The following is a 16,922-nucleotide window of genomic DNA, read 5'->3' as shown; positions in this document are numbered from 1 at the left end:
GCGGCTCAGGCCACGCGCACCCATACCCGCGTATCGTGGAATGCGGCGCCGCCGAAAGGCGGCGGGGCATCGGCGCCCGTCAGCACGTTGATGCCTTCGCCCCGCTCGAATGCGCTGTTTGGCCAAAGCCCTTCATGCACCAGCACGCCGGGCCGCACCGTATCGCTGGCCTTGATCGGCAGGGTCACGTCGCCACGTTCGTTACCCACCACGACGCGCTGCCCGTCGGCAGGGCCGAGCTTCGCTTCGGCATGATCGCCGCCGCCGAAGAGATGCTCCTCAGCCCGGCCTGACCAAAGCGGCTCAGGCCACGCGCACCCATACCCGCGTATCGTGGAATGCGGCGCCGCCGAAAGGCGGCGGGGCATCGGCGCCCGTCAGCACGTTGATGCCTTCGCCCCGCTCGAATGCGCTGTTTGGCCAAAGCCCTTCATGCACCAGCACGCCGGGCCGCACCGTATCGCTGGCCTTGATCGGCAGGGTCACGTCGCCACGTTCGTTGCCCACCACGACGCGCTGCCCGTCGGCAAGGCCGAGACGATCCAGATCGTCGGGATGCATCATCAGTTCGGGACGTCCTTCCCGCTGCTGCGAACCTTTCGTCTCCGCGAAGGTCGAATTCAGGAACTGCCGGGCCGGCGACGTCGCCAGGCGGAACGGATGCTCCTCGTCCGCTTCCTCGATCAGCGTCACATGGTCGGGGAAGTCCGGAAGCCTGTGATAATCGCCAAGCAGGCCCATGCGATCGTTCGGCCGGGTTCCGGGGCGCATGCCCGTCCAGTCGGGCCTGAAGCGGAACTTTCCGTCCGCCCAACCGAAGCCATCCACGAAATGCGCCTTCTCGAATGACGGCTGCACATCCAGCCACTGCTTTTCTTCAAGCTCCGCCAGGCCGCCGCAATAGCCGCTCGTCTTGAGCATCCGGTCGATATGCTCGCGCTCGGTCAGGCCGAAACCCGGTCGGTCGGCGACACCCAGCCGCTTCGCCAGTTCCTCGACCACGAAGTGGTTGCTGCGGACCGTATCGGGACCGTCGATCAGCTTGGGCCCCAGCAGGATGTGGCTTTGGCCGCCGCCGCGATAGATGTCGTCATGCTCCAGAAACATCGTGGCCGGCAGGACAAGGTCGGCCAGCTTCGCGGTATCGGTCATGAACTGTTCGTGCACGGCGACGAAGAGATCGTCGCGCATCAGGCCCTGATGCACCAGCCGCTGCTCCGGGCAGACATTGGCGGGGTTGGTGTTCTGCACCAGCATGGCCGTAACGGGCGGACCACCCTGCAGGGCCGCCGCATCGCCCGTCAGCACACGACCGAACTGGGTCTGGTCGAGATGACGGATCGACGGATCCTCGTAGGAACCGCCCTCCACGAAACTCTTGTCGAGCCCGAATATGCCGCCATTGGTATGGAAGGCCCCGCCGCCCTCATGCTGCCAGTGGCCGAACACGGTGGGCACGCAGGAGGCCGCATGCATCGCCACCGCTCCATTGCGCTGGCGTGTGAAACCGTAGCCCAGCCGGAAATAGGTCCGTGGCGTATGGCCGACCAGCGCGCCAAGCGCCTCGATCTCCTCGACGCTCAAACCGGTGATGCCGGCTGCCCATTCGGGCGTACGCGACCGCAGATGCGCCTCCAACCCTGCCGGATCGTCGGTCATGCGGTCCAGGTAGGCGCGGTCGGCCGTACCGTCCCGGAACCCGATATGCATAAGCGCACAGGCCAGCGCCGCGTCGGTGCCGGGCCGCAGCTTCAACGCCATGTCCGCCTGCTTCATCGTGGCGTTGTCGTAGATGTCGACCACAACGATCTTCGCGCCGCGCTCCTTTCGGCCGCGCACGGCATGCGTCATCACGTTGACCTGCGTTGCCACCGCATTGGTGCCCCAGATGACGATGCAATCGGACTTGGCCATCTCGCGAGGATCCACTCCGGACAGCGCCCCGGTGCCCGCGTACCAGCCCGTCCAGGCCGTGTTGACGCATATGGAGCCGAATTCGCCCGAGTAGCGTTTGGCGTGCCGCAGCCGGTTGATGCCGTCGCGCTGCACAAGCCCCATGGTGCCCGCATAATAGAACGGCCAGACCGCCTCGGAGCCGTATCTTGCTTCCGCCTTCACGAAGGCGTCGGCGACGATGTCGAGCGCGTCGCTCCAGGCGACGGGGCGCCACCCGCCCGCGCCCTTGCCGCCCACGCGCTGCATGGGCAGCATCAGACGATCGGGGTTGTGGACCCGTTCCGCGTAGCGGGCGACTTTGGCGCAGATGACGCCGGCCGTATAGCTGTTGGCATCCGACCCGCGAACGCGTCCTATGGTGCGATTGTCGATCAGGTCCACCTCGAGCGCGCAGGTGGACGGGCAATCGTGCGGGCAGGCCGTATGGCCCTTGGCGATGGGAAGCGGCTTGTTCATGCGCCCCTTATATCAAAGCACACAGCCGCTTTCCTCATTCAATTTGACGATCCGAGGCATCCGGATCGTTCATGTGTCGCCGTGATGCTCAGACGGCCCTTCCGTACCGGGCGATCTCTTCGGGCGTCAGTGCCGGATAATCCGTATAGCCACGCTCGTCGCCGCCATAGAAGGTGCTTTCGTCCCATTTGGCCAGCGGCGCGCCCAGTTCGAGGCGCCGGACGAGATCCGGATTGGAGATGAAGGGCCGGCCAAAGCAGGCCATGTCGATCTCGCCGGAATCGACACGCTCCAGGGCCAGGTCGCGCGTGTAGCCGTTGTTGGCCATGTAGAGGCCGGAGAAATGATCCCTGAGGCTCCAGGGCTTGAAGCGGTTTACGTCGCGCTCGCCCCGCGTGGCGCCTTCGATGACGTGAAGATAGACCAGCTTGCGGCGCGACAACTCTTCCACATAGGGCACGAACACCTCTGCCGGGTCGCTATCGAGCAGATCGTTGGCCGGGCTGACCGGCGATATCCGGATGCCGGTGCGTTCGGCGCCCCAGATCTCCGTGACGGCGTCCACCACTTCGAGCGGGAAACGCAGGCGGTTTTCCACCGAGCCGCCATAGGCGTCGGTGCGCTTGTTGGCGCCGTCACGCAGAAACTGGTCGAGAAGGTAGCCATTGGCCGAATGAATCTCGACGCCATCGAAGCCGGCAGTCTTGGCCTGCCTGGCGGCATGCCTGTAATCGTCCACCACGCGTGGCAATTCCGAAATATCCAGCGCGCGCGGCGTCACCATGTCCTGCATACCGGCTTCGGTGAAGCTCTGCCCGTTCGCCTTCACCGCGGACGGCGCCACCGGCAGGGCACCGCCTGGCTGCAGGTCGGGGTGCGACACGCGTCCGACATGCCAGAGCTGAAGGTAGATGTGGCCGCCGGCCTCATGGACGGCGTCCGTCACCTTGCGCCACCCGACAACCTGGGAATCGGTCCAGATGCCCGGCGTCCAGGCGTAGCCACGGCCCTCGGGGGAAATATTCGTGGCCTCTGCGATGATCAGGCCCGCATCGGCGCGCTGGCGGTAATATTCGACGTGCATCTCCTTCGGCACGCCGTCCGGCGTTGCCCGGGAACGCGTCAGCGGCGCCATGGCGACACGGTTCCGCAGGCGCACTGGACCGAGATCGACCGGCTCGAAAATCTTATGCTGGCTCACGGGAAATACCCCTCTTCATTGGTCCGGAACGAACACGCTTCCGGCGGACGGAGTTCCCCGATATGGCTACGGCGAACTCTCCGCGCGTACGCAAAACCGTGAACGGAGCGTTCGAGATCGCGGAACAAGGCGGCAAGCACTTGAATTATCGACACGCATTCCATGCGGGAAATTTCGCCGACGTGCACAAGCACGCGCTTCTGGCTCGGCTTGTGGAAAGCTTCAAGCGCAAGGACAAGGCGTTCCGCGTCTACGATACCCATGCCGGCATCGGTGTGTACGACCTTGCGTCCGAAGCGGCGTTGCGCACCGGCGAGGCGAAAGCCGGCATCGACCTGTTCATGGCGAGCAGCGCGCGTTCGCACCCGCTCCTCGCCGCCTATGCCGGTGCTGTCGAAACGGTCGACAGCGAGGCCGGGCACAGGGCCTATCCAGGCTCGCCGATGCTGATCCGTCGCCTGCTGCGCCCTCAGGACAGGCTGTCGGCCTACGAACTGCATCCGGAGGACGCCAGGGCGCTGGCCGATACATTTGCCGGCGACGTGCAGGTGAAAGCCATTCACCTGGATGGCTGGCTTGCGCTCGGTGCCCATCTGCCGCCAAAGGAAAAGCGCGGAATGGTGCTGATCGACCCTCCCTTCGAGGAGGCGGGCGAGTTCCAACGCATCGTGGATCATCTGCAGAAGGCCGTGCGCCGCTGGGCGGGGGGGACGTTCGCGGTCTGGTATCCGATCAAGCGAAAATCGGATGTCGGCCAATTCCACGAGGCGCTGTCGGCCAGCCTCATACCCGATATCCTGGCGCTCGACTTCCTGCGCGAGGATTTCGGTGCGGAAGACAGGCTCGTCGGCTCCGGGCTGGTCGTCATAAACCCGCCCTACGGCTTCGCAGGGGAAGCCCGAACCATCATGGAAGTGTTGCTCCCCGTCCTCTCCCGTTCGTCCACGGCGCATTGTGGCATCAATGTGCTGGCGGCGGAGCGCATATGAGCTATGTTACCAGAGGTTGCATATCTCATACCGCCTGAGGGGACGAAACAGTCATGAAGCTCGGTATTCTGGCCGCGACAAGCGTGATGGCCAGCCTTGCGGCGGGGGCCGCTCAGGCCGCCGATTATTTTCGCGCCGTGCCGGAGGCACAGACGGCCGTCGTGGTACGCAGCAATGTGCCGGCGTGCAACGACCCTCGCGTCCTTGCGAAGATCGAGGACCAGTTCGAATATGGGGCGCCCAACGTCCAGGGCCGTCCGCTGGCCGTGATGGAATTTGCCGGGCTCCACGAGAAGGCATACTTCCCCGCCATCGGCTTGCGCACCGTCGAGCGCCGTTACTGCCAGGGGCAAGCCCTGGTGACCGGCGGCGACTACAAGGGCGGCACCACGGCCAACAACGTCTACTACGTCATCGAATATCCCATGGGCTTTGCGGGCGTCGGCTGGCGTGCGGAGGGCTGTTTCCTGGGTTATGATGCCTGGCGCGTCTACGGCGCCAACTGCCAATCGCTGCGTCGCTTCTGACGCGGCTTTCAATCGGGAAGCATCATGCGTCTTTTGTATTCCAAGCCTTCGCCCTATGCATCGAAGGTCCGTCTGGCCGCGCACCATTGCGACCTGAAACTGGAACTCGTCTCCACCGATACCGGCTCCGCGCCGGCAGAGCTGATTGCGGCCAACCCGCTCGGCAAGATTCCGGTTCTCCTTCTCGATGACGGCTCGTCCGTGCACGACAGCAAGGTCATCTGCGAATATTTCGACCGGCTCAGCGGAAATCTCCTGATTCCCCAAACGATGGACGCGTGGCTACAGGCTAAGCGGACGGAATCGCTGATCGACGGCGCGACGGAATGCGCGCAGCTTCGGCTGTACGAAGTCCGTTACCGGCCGGAGGAAATGCGCTACCAGCCGATGATGGACAAGCAGTGGGGCCGTGCGATGCGTGCCTTGAAGGTTCTGGATGGCGAAGTTGCCGCCCTGCCCGATCAGCCGAATATTGCTCATTTCGCGCTGGCCGCAGATCTCGGATGGTTGTCCCTCCGTTTCGGCGGTGAGTGGGAAGGCGAGAACCCGAATCTGGTCCGCTGGCTGGAGGAGTTCGCAAAGTCCTATCCGGCGTTCGAGGAATTGAAGCCTATGGCGTGACCGAACGTGGGGCAACACTGGCTTGATGGACGGAGCCGTTTCGCTTATCGTCAGAAGTGCCCCCGGGTGCTATTACACCCGAGGGCTTTTCACTACTTGACCAGAATAATCACCCGGAGCTTGGCCTGCCAGCCGCTCCGGGTTTTTCTGATGTGTAGCGTGATCACGAACGGTAGAACCATCGCTCCCACTCCTGATCGACGACAAGCCTGTTGCCTCAGCCTTGGAGGCTCATCGTCCAAGGCAGCGTTGGGCTGGCGCAACGCTTTACTGCTTTGCCCCGATGCCAGCCGCCCATTGAACGAACCGACGCAATCGCCTTTAGCGAAACGGTGCATCGATCCTATATCGAATAACAGAATGATTATCTTGGGCCACTTGATCGAGGCTCGCTGCGCCGCTATCTTCAGAAGTGGCCCCCGGGTGCGTTAACACCCGAGGGCCGTTCACTACATAGTCAGAAATTGAATCCGGAGCTTGGCCCGCCAGCCGCTCCGGGTTTTTCTGATGTGCAGCGTGATTACGATCGGTAGATCCATCGCTCTCACTCCTGATCGAGGACAAGCCTGTTGCCTCAGCCTTGGAGGCTCATCGTCCAAGGCAGCGTCGGGCTGGCGCAACGCTGTACTGCTTCGCCTCGATGCCGGACGCCCATAGGACGCGCCGACGCAATCGCCTTTAGCGAAAAGACGCATCGATTCCTATATCTGATATCAGCCGGACGACTGATCGACTTGATCGGGGATTGGAAGCCGATTATCGTCGGGAGTGTCCCTGGGTGCGTTAACAGCCAGGAACCTTGCACTACTTTGTTAAGAAAATGATCCGGAGCTTGGCCTGCCAGCCGCTCCGGGCTTTTCTGATGTGTAGCGTGATCACGATTGGTAGAACCATCGCTCTCACTCCTGATCGAGGACAGGCCTGTTGCCTCAGCCTTGGAGGCTCACCGTCCAAGGCAGCGTCGGGCCTGCGCAACGCTTTTCTGCTTCGCCCCAATGCCACGCTCGTAGCAGGCAAAATACAGGAGGTCGATTGCCATCCTGCAACTTTATTCCTATAAATCTAATCGGCCCGATGGGGAGTTACCGCTCCCACACCGGGCCTAACCATAACGCTCACAGCTAAGGAACAGGAGCATCATGGCTAATCCAGCCTCTAACATATTTCCTCCACCGTCTGCATCATTCCTTCCGCCTGCGGAAGACTGATGCACGTCCGGTTCAAGACCGGCGAATGGAGGCATATCCCCGGACGTCTCGTCGAGACCGAAGACGGCTATCTCCTGCCGGTGGATGCATTCACGGGCATCGCCCATAGAATCGTTCCCGAAGACCTGCTGACCGTCGCACGCAAGCTGGTGAAAACCGCAAGTGAGCGCCGTTGGCAGCTCCGCCAGTCGCAACTCAACCGGATGCGGCTCGAGCTCGCAAGGGAGTGCATCCAGCACGCCCTCGCGGATTGGGAAGTGAACTACTATTAGAGGTTGGCGGTGGGCGGTTTCGTCCGCGCTTCCGCCCCCTCGCCCAAAGCGAGTGGTCCGAAACGAGCGGTGCCGGAAGGCCGTCAGCCCTGCGGCGGCGGCACGCTGGAATCGTCGCGGCAATCTTTCAGCCAGACATCGTAGACCGGATGCTCCACGGCATTCAGGCCCGGCGAATCTGCAAACATCCACCCGGTAAAGATACGCCGGATCTCACGCTCCAGGGTGATCTCGTCCACCTCTACGAAGCTGTCGGTCTTCGGCGCTTCGTCCGGCGAGCGGCTGTAGCAGACGCGCGGCGTCACCTGCAGAGTGCCGAACTGGACCGTCTCGTTCACATAGGCGTCGAAACTGGTGATCCGGCCGGTGATCTTGTCGAGCCCGGAAAACACGGCGACACGATTTTCCAGCCGTGCTGCGTCAGCCGGTATCGCAGCCACGACGACAGCCACGGCAGCCAATGCCGTCCGCTTGCAGAGGGTGGACAGGCTCACGGCTGCCAGGCGTCGTAATCGCCGGTCACGCGCGGACGCTCCGCCGTATTGAGGAGCGAGCCCTTGGGGCGATAGGCCAGCGCAGTGCCCGTCAGGTTCTGCTGATGCGGTTTCTGCCAGGCGCGCGGCTGGTAGTCTTCCTGCGATGGCGGCGTATCCACACGGAAATGCATCCAGCCGTGCCAGCCCGTTCCGATGGCTGTCGCCTCGACGGGGCCATTGAAGACGACCCACCGACGCGAACCATCGGCGTTCTGGTAATAGACGTTGCCGCGCTCATCCTCGCCCACGCGCTTGCCGAAGCGCCAGGTGTAGAAGCGGGTTCCGATGGTCTGGCCGTGCCACCAGGTGAAGATTTCCAGCAGCCAGTCTTTCAACTTCATCGCGTCATTCCCGGTTTGCCGGACATGCCCGGCCTTGCCTGATCTGCATATGCGCCGAGACGGCGCAAATGTCCAATCACTCCAGCCCCAGCCGCGCCTTGACGAGGTCGTTCACGGCCTGGGGATTGGCCTTGCCGCCTGTCGCCCTCATGACCTGTCCGACAAACCAGCCGGCCAGTGTCGGCTTGGCCCTGGCCTGCTCGACCTTGTCGGGATTGGCCGCGATCACCTCGTCCACGGCTTTCTCGATGGCGCCCGTATCCGTCACCTGCTTCAGGCCCCGGCTTTCCACGAGCTCGCGCGGGTCGCCGCCCTCGGTCCAGACGATCTCGAAGAGATCCTTGGCGATCTTGCCAGAGATGACGCCCTCGCGGATCAGGTCCAGCACGGCGCCCATCTGCGCGGCGGTCACCGGTGTCTGGTCGATGGACAGCCCGTTCTTGTTGAGTGCGCCGAGAAGATCGTTGATGACCCAGTTCGCCGCCTGCTTGGCATCGCGTCCTTCGGCAACCTGCTCGAAAAAGTCGGCAATCGCCTTTTCCGATACAAGGATGGAGGCGTCATAGGCCGAGAGCCCCCCCGCGATCAGGCGCGCGCGCTTGTCGTCCGGCAGTTCCGGCAGCTTCTCCCCAAGTGCAGCCACGAACGCGTCGTCGAATTCCAGCGGCAGAAGGTCCGGGTCCGGGAAGTAGCGGTAGTCGTGCGCGTCCTCCTTGGTGCGCATGGATCGCGTCTCGCCCTTGGCCGGGTCGAAGAGGCGCGTTTCCTGCTCCACCGTCCCGCCATCCTCGATCAGGGCGATCTGCCGGCGGGCCTCGGCTTCGACGGCCTGTCCCACGAAGCGGATGGAATTGACGTTCTTGATTTCGCAGCGCGTCCCGAAGTCGCCACCGGGGCGGCGCACCGACACGTTGACGTCGGCGCGCATGGAACCCTGGTCCATGTTGCCGTCGCAGGTGCCGAGATAGCGCAGAAGCGTGCGAAGCTTGGTTAGGTAGGCCCTCGCCTCCTCCGCCGACCGGATGTCCGGCTTGGAGACGATCTCCATCAGGGCGACGCCCGAACGGTTCAGGTCGACATAGGACATCGTGGGATGCTGGTCGTGCATCGACTTGCCGGCATCCTGTTCCAAGTGCAGGCGCTCGATGCCCACCTCGATCTCCTCGAACTCGCCTTTCGAATCCGGCCCTACGGAAACCTTGACGATGCCCTCGCCGACGATGGGCTGCTGGAACTGCGATATCTGATAGCCCTGCGGCAGATCAGGGTAGAAATAGTTCTTCCGGTCGAAGACGGAACGGTTGTTGATCTTCGCCTTCAGGCCGATGCCGGTGCGCACGGCCTGCCGGACGCACTCCTCGTTGATGACGGGCAGCATGCCGGGCATCGCCGCGTCGACCAGGCTGACATTCTCGTTCGGCCCGGCGCCGAAGGTGGTGGAGGCACCCGAAAACAGCTTCGCCTCGGACAGGACCTGGGCGTGGACTTCCATCCCGACGATGATTTCCCAATCCCCGGTGGCGCCGGAAATGAATTTCTTCGGATCGGGTATGCGCGTATCGACGATGGTCATTCAACTATCTCGTATCGTTCGACGCAGCCGTATGACGGCGCATCCTGTCTTGCCGGAAAGGTTCGTCTACCACCATCTGGCGGGTGTGAAACGTCCCGCCGCCTGCTCGATCACCGAAGCCGTCGCAAACAGCGTCTCTTCGTCGAACGGACGGCCGATCAACTGCAGCGCCAGCGGCGTGCCCTGCCCCGACAGCCCCGCCGGCACGGCGATGCCCGGCAGGCCCGCCATGTTGACCGTGACGGTGAACACGTCGTTAAGGTACATCTTGACCGGATCGGAGTTCATCTCCTCGTCGCCGATGGCGAAGGCCGCGCTGGGCGTCGCCGGCGTCAGCAGCGCATCCACGCCATCGGCGAAGACGGTCTCGAAATCCCGCTTGATCAGCGTGCGGATTTTCTGCGCCTTCAGGTAATAGGCGTCGTAGTAGCCAGCCGACAGCACATAGGTGCCGATCAGAATGCGGCGCTTGACCTCTGCACCGAAGCCGGCCGCCCGCGTGTTCTCGTACAGCGAGGCGATGTCCTTGCCGGGCACGCGCAGGCCGTAGCGCACGCCGTCATAACGCGCCAAATTGGACGATGCCTCCGCCGGGGCCACGATATAATAGGCCGGCAGGGCGTATTTCGTATGGGGCAGCGTCACGTCGACGATGTCCGCGCCGGCATCGCGCAGCCAGGCGATCCCCTGCTGCCACAGGGCTTCGATCTCCTCCGGCATGCCCTCCACCCGGTACTCGCGCGGGATGCCGATGCGCATTCCCTTCACCGAGCGGCCGACGGACGCCTCGTAATCCGGCACGGGGCGGTCTACCGAGGTGGTGTCCTTGTCGTCCACCGAGGCCATCGATTTCAGCAGGATGGCGGCATCGCGGACATCGCGCGCGATCGGGCCGGCCTGATCCAGCGACGAGGCGAAAGCCACCGTGCCCCAGCGGGAGCAGCGGCCATAGGTGGGCTTGATGCCGACCGTTCCGGTGAAGGCGGCCGGCTGGCGGATCGAACCACCTGTATCGGTGGCCGTCGCGCCGGCGCACAGATGGGCGGCGACGGCCGCGGCCGACCCGCCGGACGACCCGCCGGGAACGAGGTTCCGGTTGGAGCCCTCGGCGCGCCAGGGGTTGACCACGGGGCCATAATGGCTGGTCTCATTGGACGAGCCCATGGCGAACTCGTCCATGTTGAGCTTGCCCAGCATCACCGCACCATCGGCCCAAAGATTGGCCGTCACGGTCGATTCGTAGCGGGGGCGGAAACCGTCCAGGATATGGCTGGCAGCCTGGGTGTGCTCGCCTTCCGTGGCGAACAAATCCTTGACGCCAAGGGGGATGCCCTCCAAAGCGCCGGCCGCGCCGGCGGCCAGCCGTGCATCGGAGGCCTGCGCCATGCCGCGCGCCTTGTCGGCGGTGACGCTGACATAGGCGTTGAAGGCCGGGTTCGCCGCATCGATGGCGGCAAGATAGGCGTCGGTCAGTTCGACGGCGGACAGGCTGCGCGCCTTGAGCGCGTCACGCGCTTCTGCAATGGTCAGGCTTGTCGGTTCGGTCATCGTGATATCGCAGTTCTGGAAAGCATGGACGGGCGGTTGTCTGGCCTACTCGACCACTTTCGGCACGACGAAATAATTGTCTTCGGACACGGGCGCGTTGGCGAGGATGTCCGCCACCTTGTTGCCGTCCGTCACCTTATCCTGCCGCTTCTTCATGGCCATGGGCGTCACTGAGGTCATCGGCTCCACGCCATCGACATTCACCTCGCCGAGTTGCTCGACGAAGCCGAGAATGGCATTCAGCTCGCCCTGCATCGAATCGAGCTGGTCTTCGGAAACGGCGATGCGCGCCAGGCGGGCGACGCGACGGACGGTTTCTTTATCGACGGACACGGGTACGGCCTTCCAAACAGGGATGACGAGATTTGCCCCGTCGCTATATCGGGCCGGGCGTCCGGGGGCAACGGTGCCGCCCGAACGCGCCTTGGCTTCAGGGCATCAAACCTCGAAGGGCACTCCGATCCGGGGCTTGACGACGCGCGATGCGTCCTCGTCCATGGCTTCCTCGAAACGCTCGGTGCCCTGGTCGAGCGGCGGGAACGTGCCCCAATGGATCGGCACGATCTTCTGGAACGCGAAATAGCGGCGGCAGGCGAGCGCCGCGACGGCCGCCCCCATGGTGAAGCGGTCGCCGATCGGCACGAGGCCGATCTGCGGATGATGCAACTCCTGGATCAGGGCCATGTCGCCGAAGATATCGGTATCGCCCATGTGGTAGATGCTGGGCCCGTCGGAAAAGTGGAAGACGAGGCCGTTCGGCATTCCCAGATAGGTCACCTGCCCGTCTTCCTCGACATTGCCGGATGAATGGAATGCCTGCGTGAAGGTGACGGAAAAGTCGTCGAATCGGAGCGTGCCGCCGGTATTGCCGGGCTCCACGTTCGCCACGCCCTTTGCGGCCAGCCAGTTGGCCAGCTCGAAATTGCCGATCACGCGCGCATCGGTTTGGCGGGCAATATCGAGCGTATCGCCCACATGGTCGGAATGACCGTGCGTCAGCGCGATATGCGTAACGCCCTTCGCCACCTCGGCGACATCACCGGTGAAATGGCGATTCCCCGTCAGGAACGGATCGACGAGAATCGTGCTCGATCCGGCCTCGATCCGGAAGGCCGAATGGCCGTAATAGGTCAGTCTCATGCTAGAAGCGCTCCGCGTGCGTGATACGCCATATGTGACGCCATACCCCGGGGGATCAAGAACCGATGGCCATCGTGGAAATTGCGGATCTTTCCGCCCTTCTGCCCGCCGGAACCGTGGTTGCCGGGCTCGACCTCGGCACCAAGACCATCGGCCTTGCCGTGTCGGACCTCGGCCTGCGGTTCGCTACGCCGCGCCCCGTACTGGCCCGCGTGAAGTTTACCCAGGATGCGGCGGCCCTGCGCAAGGCGCTGGACGAAGCCCGCTGCGGTGCCATCGTGCTGGGGCTGCCGCTCAACATGGATGGCAGCGAAGGGCCCCGTGTCCAGTCGACACGGGCATTCGCGCGCAATTACAGCCGGCTGGACGAGAGGCCCATCGCCTTCTGGGACGAGCGGCTCTCCACTGTCGCGGCCGAGCGCGGCATGATCGAGGCCGACCTGTCGCGGCGCAAGCGCGCCGCGAAGATCGATTCGGCGGCGGCCGCCTTCATCCTGCAAGGCGCGCTCGACAGGCTGGCCGGGCTGGCCTATGAGCAGAACTCGATATGAGCCCAGCACAGACCACCCCCGCCCCGACGCGCCGGCACCTGACCGGGATCGCGCAGCTTTCGCTGCCGGACATCCATCACCTGCTCGATCTCGCCGAAAGCGAAATCGCCGTCAGCCGCTCGCGCGACAAGAAGAAGTCCGCCCTGAAAGGGCGTACGCAGATCAACCTCTTCTTCGAAGCGTCCACCCGCACGCAATCCTCGTTCGAGCTTGCAGGCAAACGCCTCGGCGCCGACGTCATGAACATGTCGGTGGCCAACTCCTCGGTGAAGAAGGGTGAAACCCTCGTCGATACGGCGATGACGCTGAATGCGATGCGGCCCGATATCCTCGTTGTGCGCCATCACGCCGCCGGCGCCGTCGCGCTGCTGGCACAAAAGGTGGACTGCTCCGTCGTCAACGCAGGCGACGGTGCGCACGAGCATCCGACGCAGGCGCTTCTGGACGCGCTCACCATCCGCCGCCGGAAAGGGCGGGTCGCGGGACTGTCCGTCGCCATCTGCGGCGACGTTCTGCACAGCCGCGTCGCGCGGTCCAACATCCTGCTTCTCAATGCATTGGGCGCAGAAGTCCGCGTGGTCGGCCCGTCCACCTTGATGCCCTCCGGCATCGAGGACATGGGCGTCAGCGTCCATCGCAACATGACCGAGGGTCTGCGCGGCGTCGACGTCGTGATGATGCTGCGCCTTCAGCGCGAGCGCATGGAGGGCGCGTTCGTACCCTCCGTCCGCGAATATTTCCGGCATTTCGGGCTGGACGCCGAGAAACTGGCGCTGGCCCGGCCCGATGCGCTCGTCATGCATCCGGGCCCGATGAACCGCGGCGTCGAAATCGCCTCCGGCATCGCCGACGGGCCGCAAAGCGTGATCGAGGAACAGGTTGAGATGGGCGTCGCCGTGCGCATGGCCGTCATGGAATGGCTGGCCGGCAACGACGGAGACATTGCATGAGAACCCGCCCGCTCGTTATTGAAAACGCAAGGATAATCGATCCGTCACGCAATCTCGACGAGGTCGGGGCGATCATCGTTCGGGACGGCGCGGTGGCCGCATGCGGGCGCGATGCGCTGAATGCCGGCCATCCCGACGGCGCCGATGTCATCGATGCACGCGGCCTTCTCGCCATCCCGGGCCTCGTGGATGCACGCGTGTTCATCGGCGAGCCGGGTTTCGAGCATCGCGAAACGATCCATTCCGTGGGAGAGGCGGCCGCCGGCGGCGGTGTCACCTCCATCCTGACCATGCCCGATACCAACCCGGTGATCGACGAGGTCGCGCTGGCCCAGTTCGTCATGCGTACCGCGCGCGAGACATGCGCGGTCAACGTGTTTCCCTCCGCGGCGCTGACACGCGGCCTGCTGGGCCAGGAGATGACGGAGATCGGCATTCTCACCGAGGCCGGGGTCCATACATTCACCGAGGGGCGGCGGACGCTGTCCAACCCGGCGCTGATCCGCCGCATCATGACTTATGTGCGGGATTTCGACGCCTTGTTCTGCCACGAAACGCAGGATGACGCGCTGACCGGCTCGGGCGTGATGAACGAAGGGCTTCTTGCCTCCTGGCTCGGCCTGCCGGGCATCCCGCGCGAGGCCGAAACGATCCCGCTGGAGCGCGACCTGCGGCTCGCGGCGCTGACGGGCGTTCGATACCACGCCGCGCAATTGTCGTGCGGCATGTCCGTGGATGCCATGCGCCTTGCCAAGGACAAGGGCGTCTCGGCGACAGCCGGCGTCTCCATCAACCACCTGACGCTCAACGAAAACGATATCGGCGAGTATCGCACCTTCTTCCGCCTGTCGCCGCCGTTGCGCCGCGAGGAAGACAGGCAGGCCATGGTCGACGCCCTGGCAGACGGCACGCTGGACATCATCGTCTCTTCGCACGATCCGCAGGATGCCGACGTAAAGCGCCGCCCTTTCGCGGAGGCCGCGGCCGGCGCCATCGGCCTGGAAAGCCTGCTTCCCGCCGCCTTGCGGCTTTATCATTCCGGCGCGGTCCCCCTGATGCGCCTGCTGTCCGCCCTCACCATCGGTCCGGCCCGGATGCTGAAGCTGGATGGCGGCACGCTGGCGCCGGGCAAGCCGGCGGACATCACCCTCGTCGATCTCGACCGGCCCTTCATCTTCGGCCCCGGCGATATCCGCTCCCTGCAGAAAAACACCGCATTCGAGAATGCGCGCTTCCAGGGGCGCGCGGTCTGTACCATCGTCGGCGGAAAAGTCGTCTATCGATTGGCGGAGGATGATGCGTGATGGCGATGATGGGGGACCTGCCCGTACAGACGGCGCTGCTGGCAGCCTGTATCGGCTATCTATGCGGCAGCATCCCCTTCGGCCTCGTATTGGCACGGGCCTTCGGCTTTGGGGATATCCGCAAGATCGGGTCCGGCAATATCGGCGCCACCAACGCATTAAGAACCGGCAACAAGCCATTGGCCGCGCTCACTTTGGCCGGCGACATACTTAAGGGTACTATCCCTGTGCTGATCGGCTGGCGCTGGGGCGTCGAAGTCGCGTGCATCGCCGGCCTCTTCGCCTTTCTCGGCCACCTCTTTCCCGTCTGGCTGGGTTTCAAGGGCGGCAAGGGCGTTGCCACCTATATCGGCGTCCTACTGGGTTTGGCTCCGCTGGGAGTCGCCATCTTTGCGGCCATCTGGCTCGCGATGGCGCTGTTGTTTCGATATTCCTCGCTGGCGGCGCTGACAGCGACACTTGTCGTTCCGATCGCACTTTGGCTGCTCGGCTATGACACCATAGCCGGCCTTGCCGCGCTTTTGACCGTGCTGGTTTATCTGAAGCACCATGCCAACATCCGCCGGCTTGCCACTGGAACGGAAACGAAAATCGGCTCGAAGGGCTGACAGGCGTGCCCATGGACGCGGTCCTTCCGGATGAGGAGAAGGTGGCTCGCCTGCAACTCGTGCGCGGACGGGGTATCGGGCCCGCCAGCTTCAAGGCGCTGATCGCCGCGCATGGCGATGCCGTGACCGCGGTACGCGCCATTGCGGACCGCAACGGCAAGGCCGGCCACCGCTTCCAGCCGGCAGAGCGCGGGCAGGCCGAAACGGAGATCGAAAAGGCCACGCGGTTCGGCGCGCGCATCGTCTTCCACGGCGAGGCTGATTATCCGCCTGCCCTGGCGCGGCTGGCGCCGCCCCCGCCGGTGTTGACGGTGATGGGAGACGCAGCCCTTCCGAAACGCCGGGCGCTTGCCATCGTCGGTGCGCGCAACGCCTCCCTGGCCGGCAGCCGCCTGGCGCACAGCCTTGCGCAGGCAGCGGGCCACGCAGGGCTCACGGTCGTGTCCGGCCTGGCGCGCGGCATCGACACCGCAGCCCATGAAGGCAGCCTTGCCACCGGTACGGCAGGCATCTTCGCCGGAGGGCTCGACCGGCCGTATCCGCCCGAGAACAAGCCGCTCATGCGGCGCATCCTCGATCACGGCGGGTGCCTCATATCGGAAATGCCATTCGGCTGGACGGCCCGCGCGGCCGATTTTCCACGTCGCAACAGGCTGGTGGCCGGACTTGCGGACGGATTATTGGTGGTTGAGGCCGCCTTGCGGTCGGGCTCGCTCATCAGCGCCCGCCTGGCACAGGCGATGGGTCGGCCGGTGCTGGCCGTTCCCGGCTCTCCCCTCGACGCGCGGGCAGAGGGGCCGAACGACCTGATCCGCCAGGGCGCGATCCTGATACGCGACGGGGCCGACCTTGCCGAGGCGCTTGGATTGGAAGCAGGGCTTCTGCCCGGCCTTTCCAGCGCGATCGGCGTCGAGGGCCCCGAGGCTGCGGAGGACCGTACCGTCATCGACGCGCTGGGCACGGTACCCGTGACCGTGGACGAGTTGGTGGTGCACACGGGCAGCTCGGCACGCCACATCCAGCAGTTGTTGATGGAGCTGGATCTGGCCGGCCGCCTGCAGCGTCATGCCGGTGGTCGGGTGTCCCTTTATCGTTGATCCGCCGGCCGGCGGATTCCACTGTCGGACTTGACCGGCGCAAC

General features: G+C 64.3%; 17 protein-coding genes and 1 pseudogene. 9 read left to right on the top strand and 9 right to left on the bottom strand.

The window, feature by feature from the left end:
- Nucleotides 1-5: 5 nt before the first annotated feature.
- From IGS74_RS10550 to IGS74_RS10540, 3 genes and pseudogenes are all read right to left on the bottom strand, one after another.
- Nucleotides 6-257, bottom strand: a pseudogene (locus IGS74_RS10550) (molybdopterin dinucleotide binding domain-containing protein); the annotation flags it as partial.
- 46 nt (nt 258-303) lie between these two features.
- Entirely contained in the window at nt 304-2,412 is a 2,109-nt protein-coding gene (locus IGS74_RS10545; protein WP_192386091.1) for a molybdopterin oxidoreductase family protein, read from the bottom strand.
- A gap of 88 nt (nt 2,413-2,500) precedes the next feature.
- Nucleotides 2,501-3,613: an alkene reductase gene (locus tag IGS74_RS10540; RefSeq protein ID WP_192386090.1), complete on the bottom strand. Its 1,113-nt coding sequence runs from the start codon at nt 3,611-3,613 to the stop codon at nt 2,501-2,503.
- A 182-nt stretch (nt 3,614-3,795) separates the two neighbouring features.
- Between IGS74_RS10540 and rlmJ the strand changes: the two genes are divergently transcribed.
- The 4 genes from rlmJ to IGS74_RS10520 all read left to right on the top strand — a co-directional run bounded on the left by rlmJ (nt 3,796) and on the right by IGS74_RS10520 (nt 7,230).
- Nucleotides 3,796-4,602, top strand: coding sequence for a 23S rRNA (adenine(2030)-N(6))-methyltransferase RlmJ (rlmJ, locus tag IGS74_RS10535; RefSeq protein ID WP_348641864.1), 807 nt, complete (start codon nt 3,796-3,798; stop codon nt 4,600-4,602).
- 53 nt (nt 4,603-4,655) lie between these two features.
- On the top strand, nt 4,656-5,129 hold the full coding sequence (locus IGS74_RS10530; RefSeq protein ID WP_039190209.1) for a hypothetical protein: 474 nt from the start codon (nt 4,656-4,658) through the stop codon (nt 5,127-5,129).
- 24 nt (nt 5,130-5,153) lie between these two features.
- Nucleotides 5,154-5,750, top strand: a complete 597-nt coding sequence (locus IGS74_RS10525; RefSeq protein ID WP_052194660.1) for a glutathione S-transferase — start codon at nt 5,154-5,156, stop codon at nt 5,748-5,750.
- A 1,207-nt stretch (nt 5,751-6,957) separates the two neighbouring features.
- On the top strand, nt 6,958-7,230 hold the full coding sequence (locus IGS74_RS10520; protein WP_039188680.1) for a hypothetical protein: 273 nt from the start codon (nt 6,958-6,960) through the stop codon (nt 7,228-7,230).
- An 83-nt stretch (nt 7,231-7,313) separates the two neighbouring features.
- Here IGS74_RS10520 and IGS74_RS10515 read toward each other — a convergent pair whose 3' ends face one another.
- The 6 genes from IGS74_RS10515 to IGS74_RS10490 all read right to left on the bottom strand — a co-directional run bounded on the left by IGS74_RS10515 (nt 7,314) and on the right by IGS74_RS10490 (nt 12,368).
- Nucleotides 7,314-7,718: a DUF2155 domain-containing protein gene (locus IGS74_RS10515; RefSeq protein WP_039191138.1), complete on the bottom strand. Its 405-nt coding sequence runs from the start codon at nt 7,716-7,718 to the stop codon at nt 7,314-7,316.
- A gap of 2 nt (nt 7,719-7,720) precedes the next feature.
- A complete protein-coding gene (locus IGS74_RS10510; protein WP_192391731.1) occupies nt 7,721-8,101 on the bottom strand; it encodes an NADH:ubiquinone oxidoreductase subunit NDUFA12 in 381 nt (126 codons plus the stop codon).
- 82 nt (nt 8,102-8,183) lie between these two features.
- The gene (gene gatB / locus IGS74_RS10505; protein WP_039190203.1) at nt 8,184-9,680 is read right to left on the bottom strand and encodes an Asp-tRNA(Asn)/Glu-tRNA(Gln) amidotransferase subunit GatB; all 1,497 of its coding nucleotides are present in this window, start codon (nt 9,678-9,680) and stop codon (nt 8,184-8,186) included.
- A gap of 66 nt (nt 9,681-9,746) precedes the next feature.
- A complete protein-coding gene (gene gatA / locus IGS74_RS10500; protein WP_192386088.1) occupies nt 9,747-11,228 on the bottom strand; it encodes an Asp-tRNA(Asn)/Glu-tRNA(Gln) amidotransferase subunit GatA in 1,482 nt (493 codons plus the stop codon).
- A gap of 45 nt (nt 11,229-11,273) precedes the next feature.
- On the bottom strand, nt 11,274-11,561 hold the full coding sequence (gatC, locus tag IGS74_RS10495; protein ID WP_192386087.1) for an Asp-tRNA(Asn)/Glu-tRNA(Gln) amidotransferase subunit GatC: 288 nt from the start codon (nt 11,559-11,561) through the stop codon (nt 11,274-11,276).
- Nucleotides 11,562-11,666: 105 nt separating this feature from the next.
- The gene (locus IGS74_RS10490) at nt 11,667-12,368 is read right to left on the bottom strand and encodes a metal-dependent hydrolase (protein ID WP_192386086.1); all 702 of its coding nucleotides are present in this window, start codon (nt 12,366-12,368) and stop codon (nt 11,667-11,669) included.
- Nucleotides 12,369-12,433: 65 nt separating this feature from the next.
- Here IGS74_RS10490 and ruvX point away from each other — a divergent pair, with 65 nt between their 5' ends.
- From ruvX to dprA, 5 genes are read left to right on the top strand one after another with little or no spacing between them, the layout of a single operon-like run.
- A complete protein-coding gene (gene ruvX, locus IGS74_RS10485; protein WP_192386085.1) occupies nt 12,434-12,919 on the top strand; it encodes a Holliday junction resolvase RuvX in 486 nt (161 codons plus the stop codon).
- Nucleotides 12,916-13,869 (top strand): aspartate carbamoyltransferase catalytic subunit, encoded by a 954-nt coding sequence (locus tag IGS74_RS10480; RefSeq protein ID WP_192386084.1) that lies wholly within the window; start codon nt 12,916-12,918, stop codon nt 13,867-13,869. Before ruvX ends, IGS74_RS10480 begins: the two co-directional genes overlap by 4 nt.
- Nucleotides 13,866-15,173: a dihydroorotase gene (locus IGS74_RS10475; RefSeq protein WP_192386083.1), complete on the top strand. Its 1,308-nt coding sequence runs from the start codon at nt 13,866-13,868 to the stop codon at nt 15,171-15,173. The genes IGS74_RS10480 and IGS74_RS10475 overlap by 4 nt, the downstream gene beginning before the upstream one ends.
- Nucleotides 15,173-15,781: a glycerol-3-phosphate 1-O-acyltransferase PlsY gene (gene plsY, locus IGS74_RS10470; RefSeq protein ID WP_192386082.1), complete on the top strand. Its 609-nt coding sequence runs from the start codon at nt 15,173-15,175 to the stop codon at nt 15,779-15,781. The genes IGS74_RS10475 and plsY overlap by 1 nt, the downstream gene beginning before the upstream one ends.
- Nucleotides 15,782-15,792: 11 nt before the next feature.
- A complete protein-coding gene (gene dprA / locus IGS74_RS10465; protein WP_192386081.1) occupies nt 15,793-16,878 on the top strand; it encodes a DNA-processing protein DprA in 1,086 nt (361 codons plus the stop codon).
- Nucleotides 16,879-16,922: the final 44 nt, after the last annotated feature.

Source organism: Aureimonas sp. OT7, assembly GCF_014844055.1.
Lineage (GTDB): Bacteria > Pseudomonadota > Alphaproteobacteria > Rhizobiales > Rhizobiaceae > Aureimonas > Aureimonas altamirensis_A.
The sequence above is the reverse complement of the archived record's forward strand: the minus strand, read 5'-3'. Positions and strand labels throughout refer to the sequence as shown.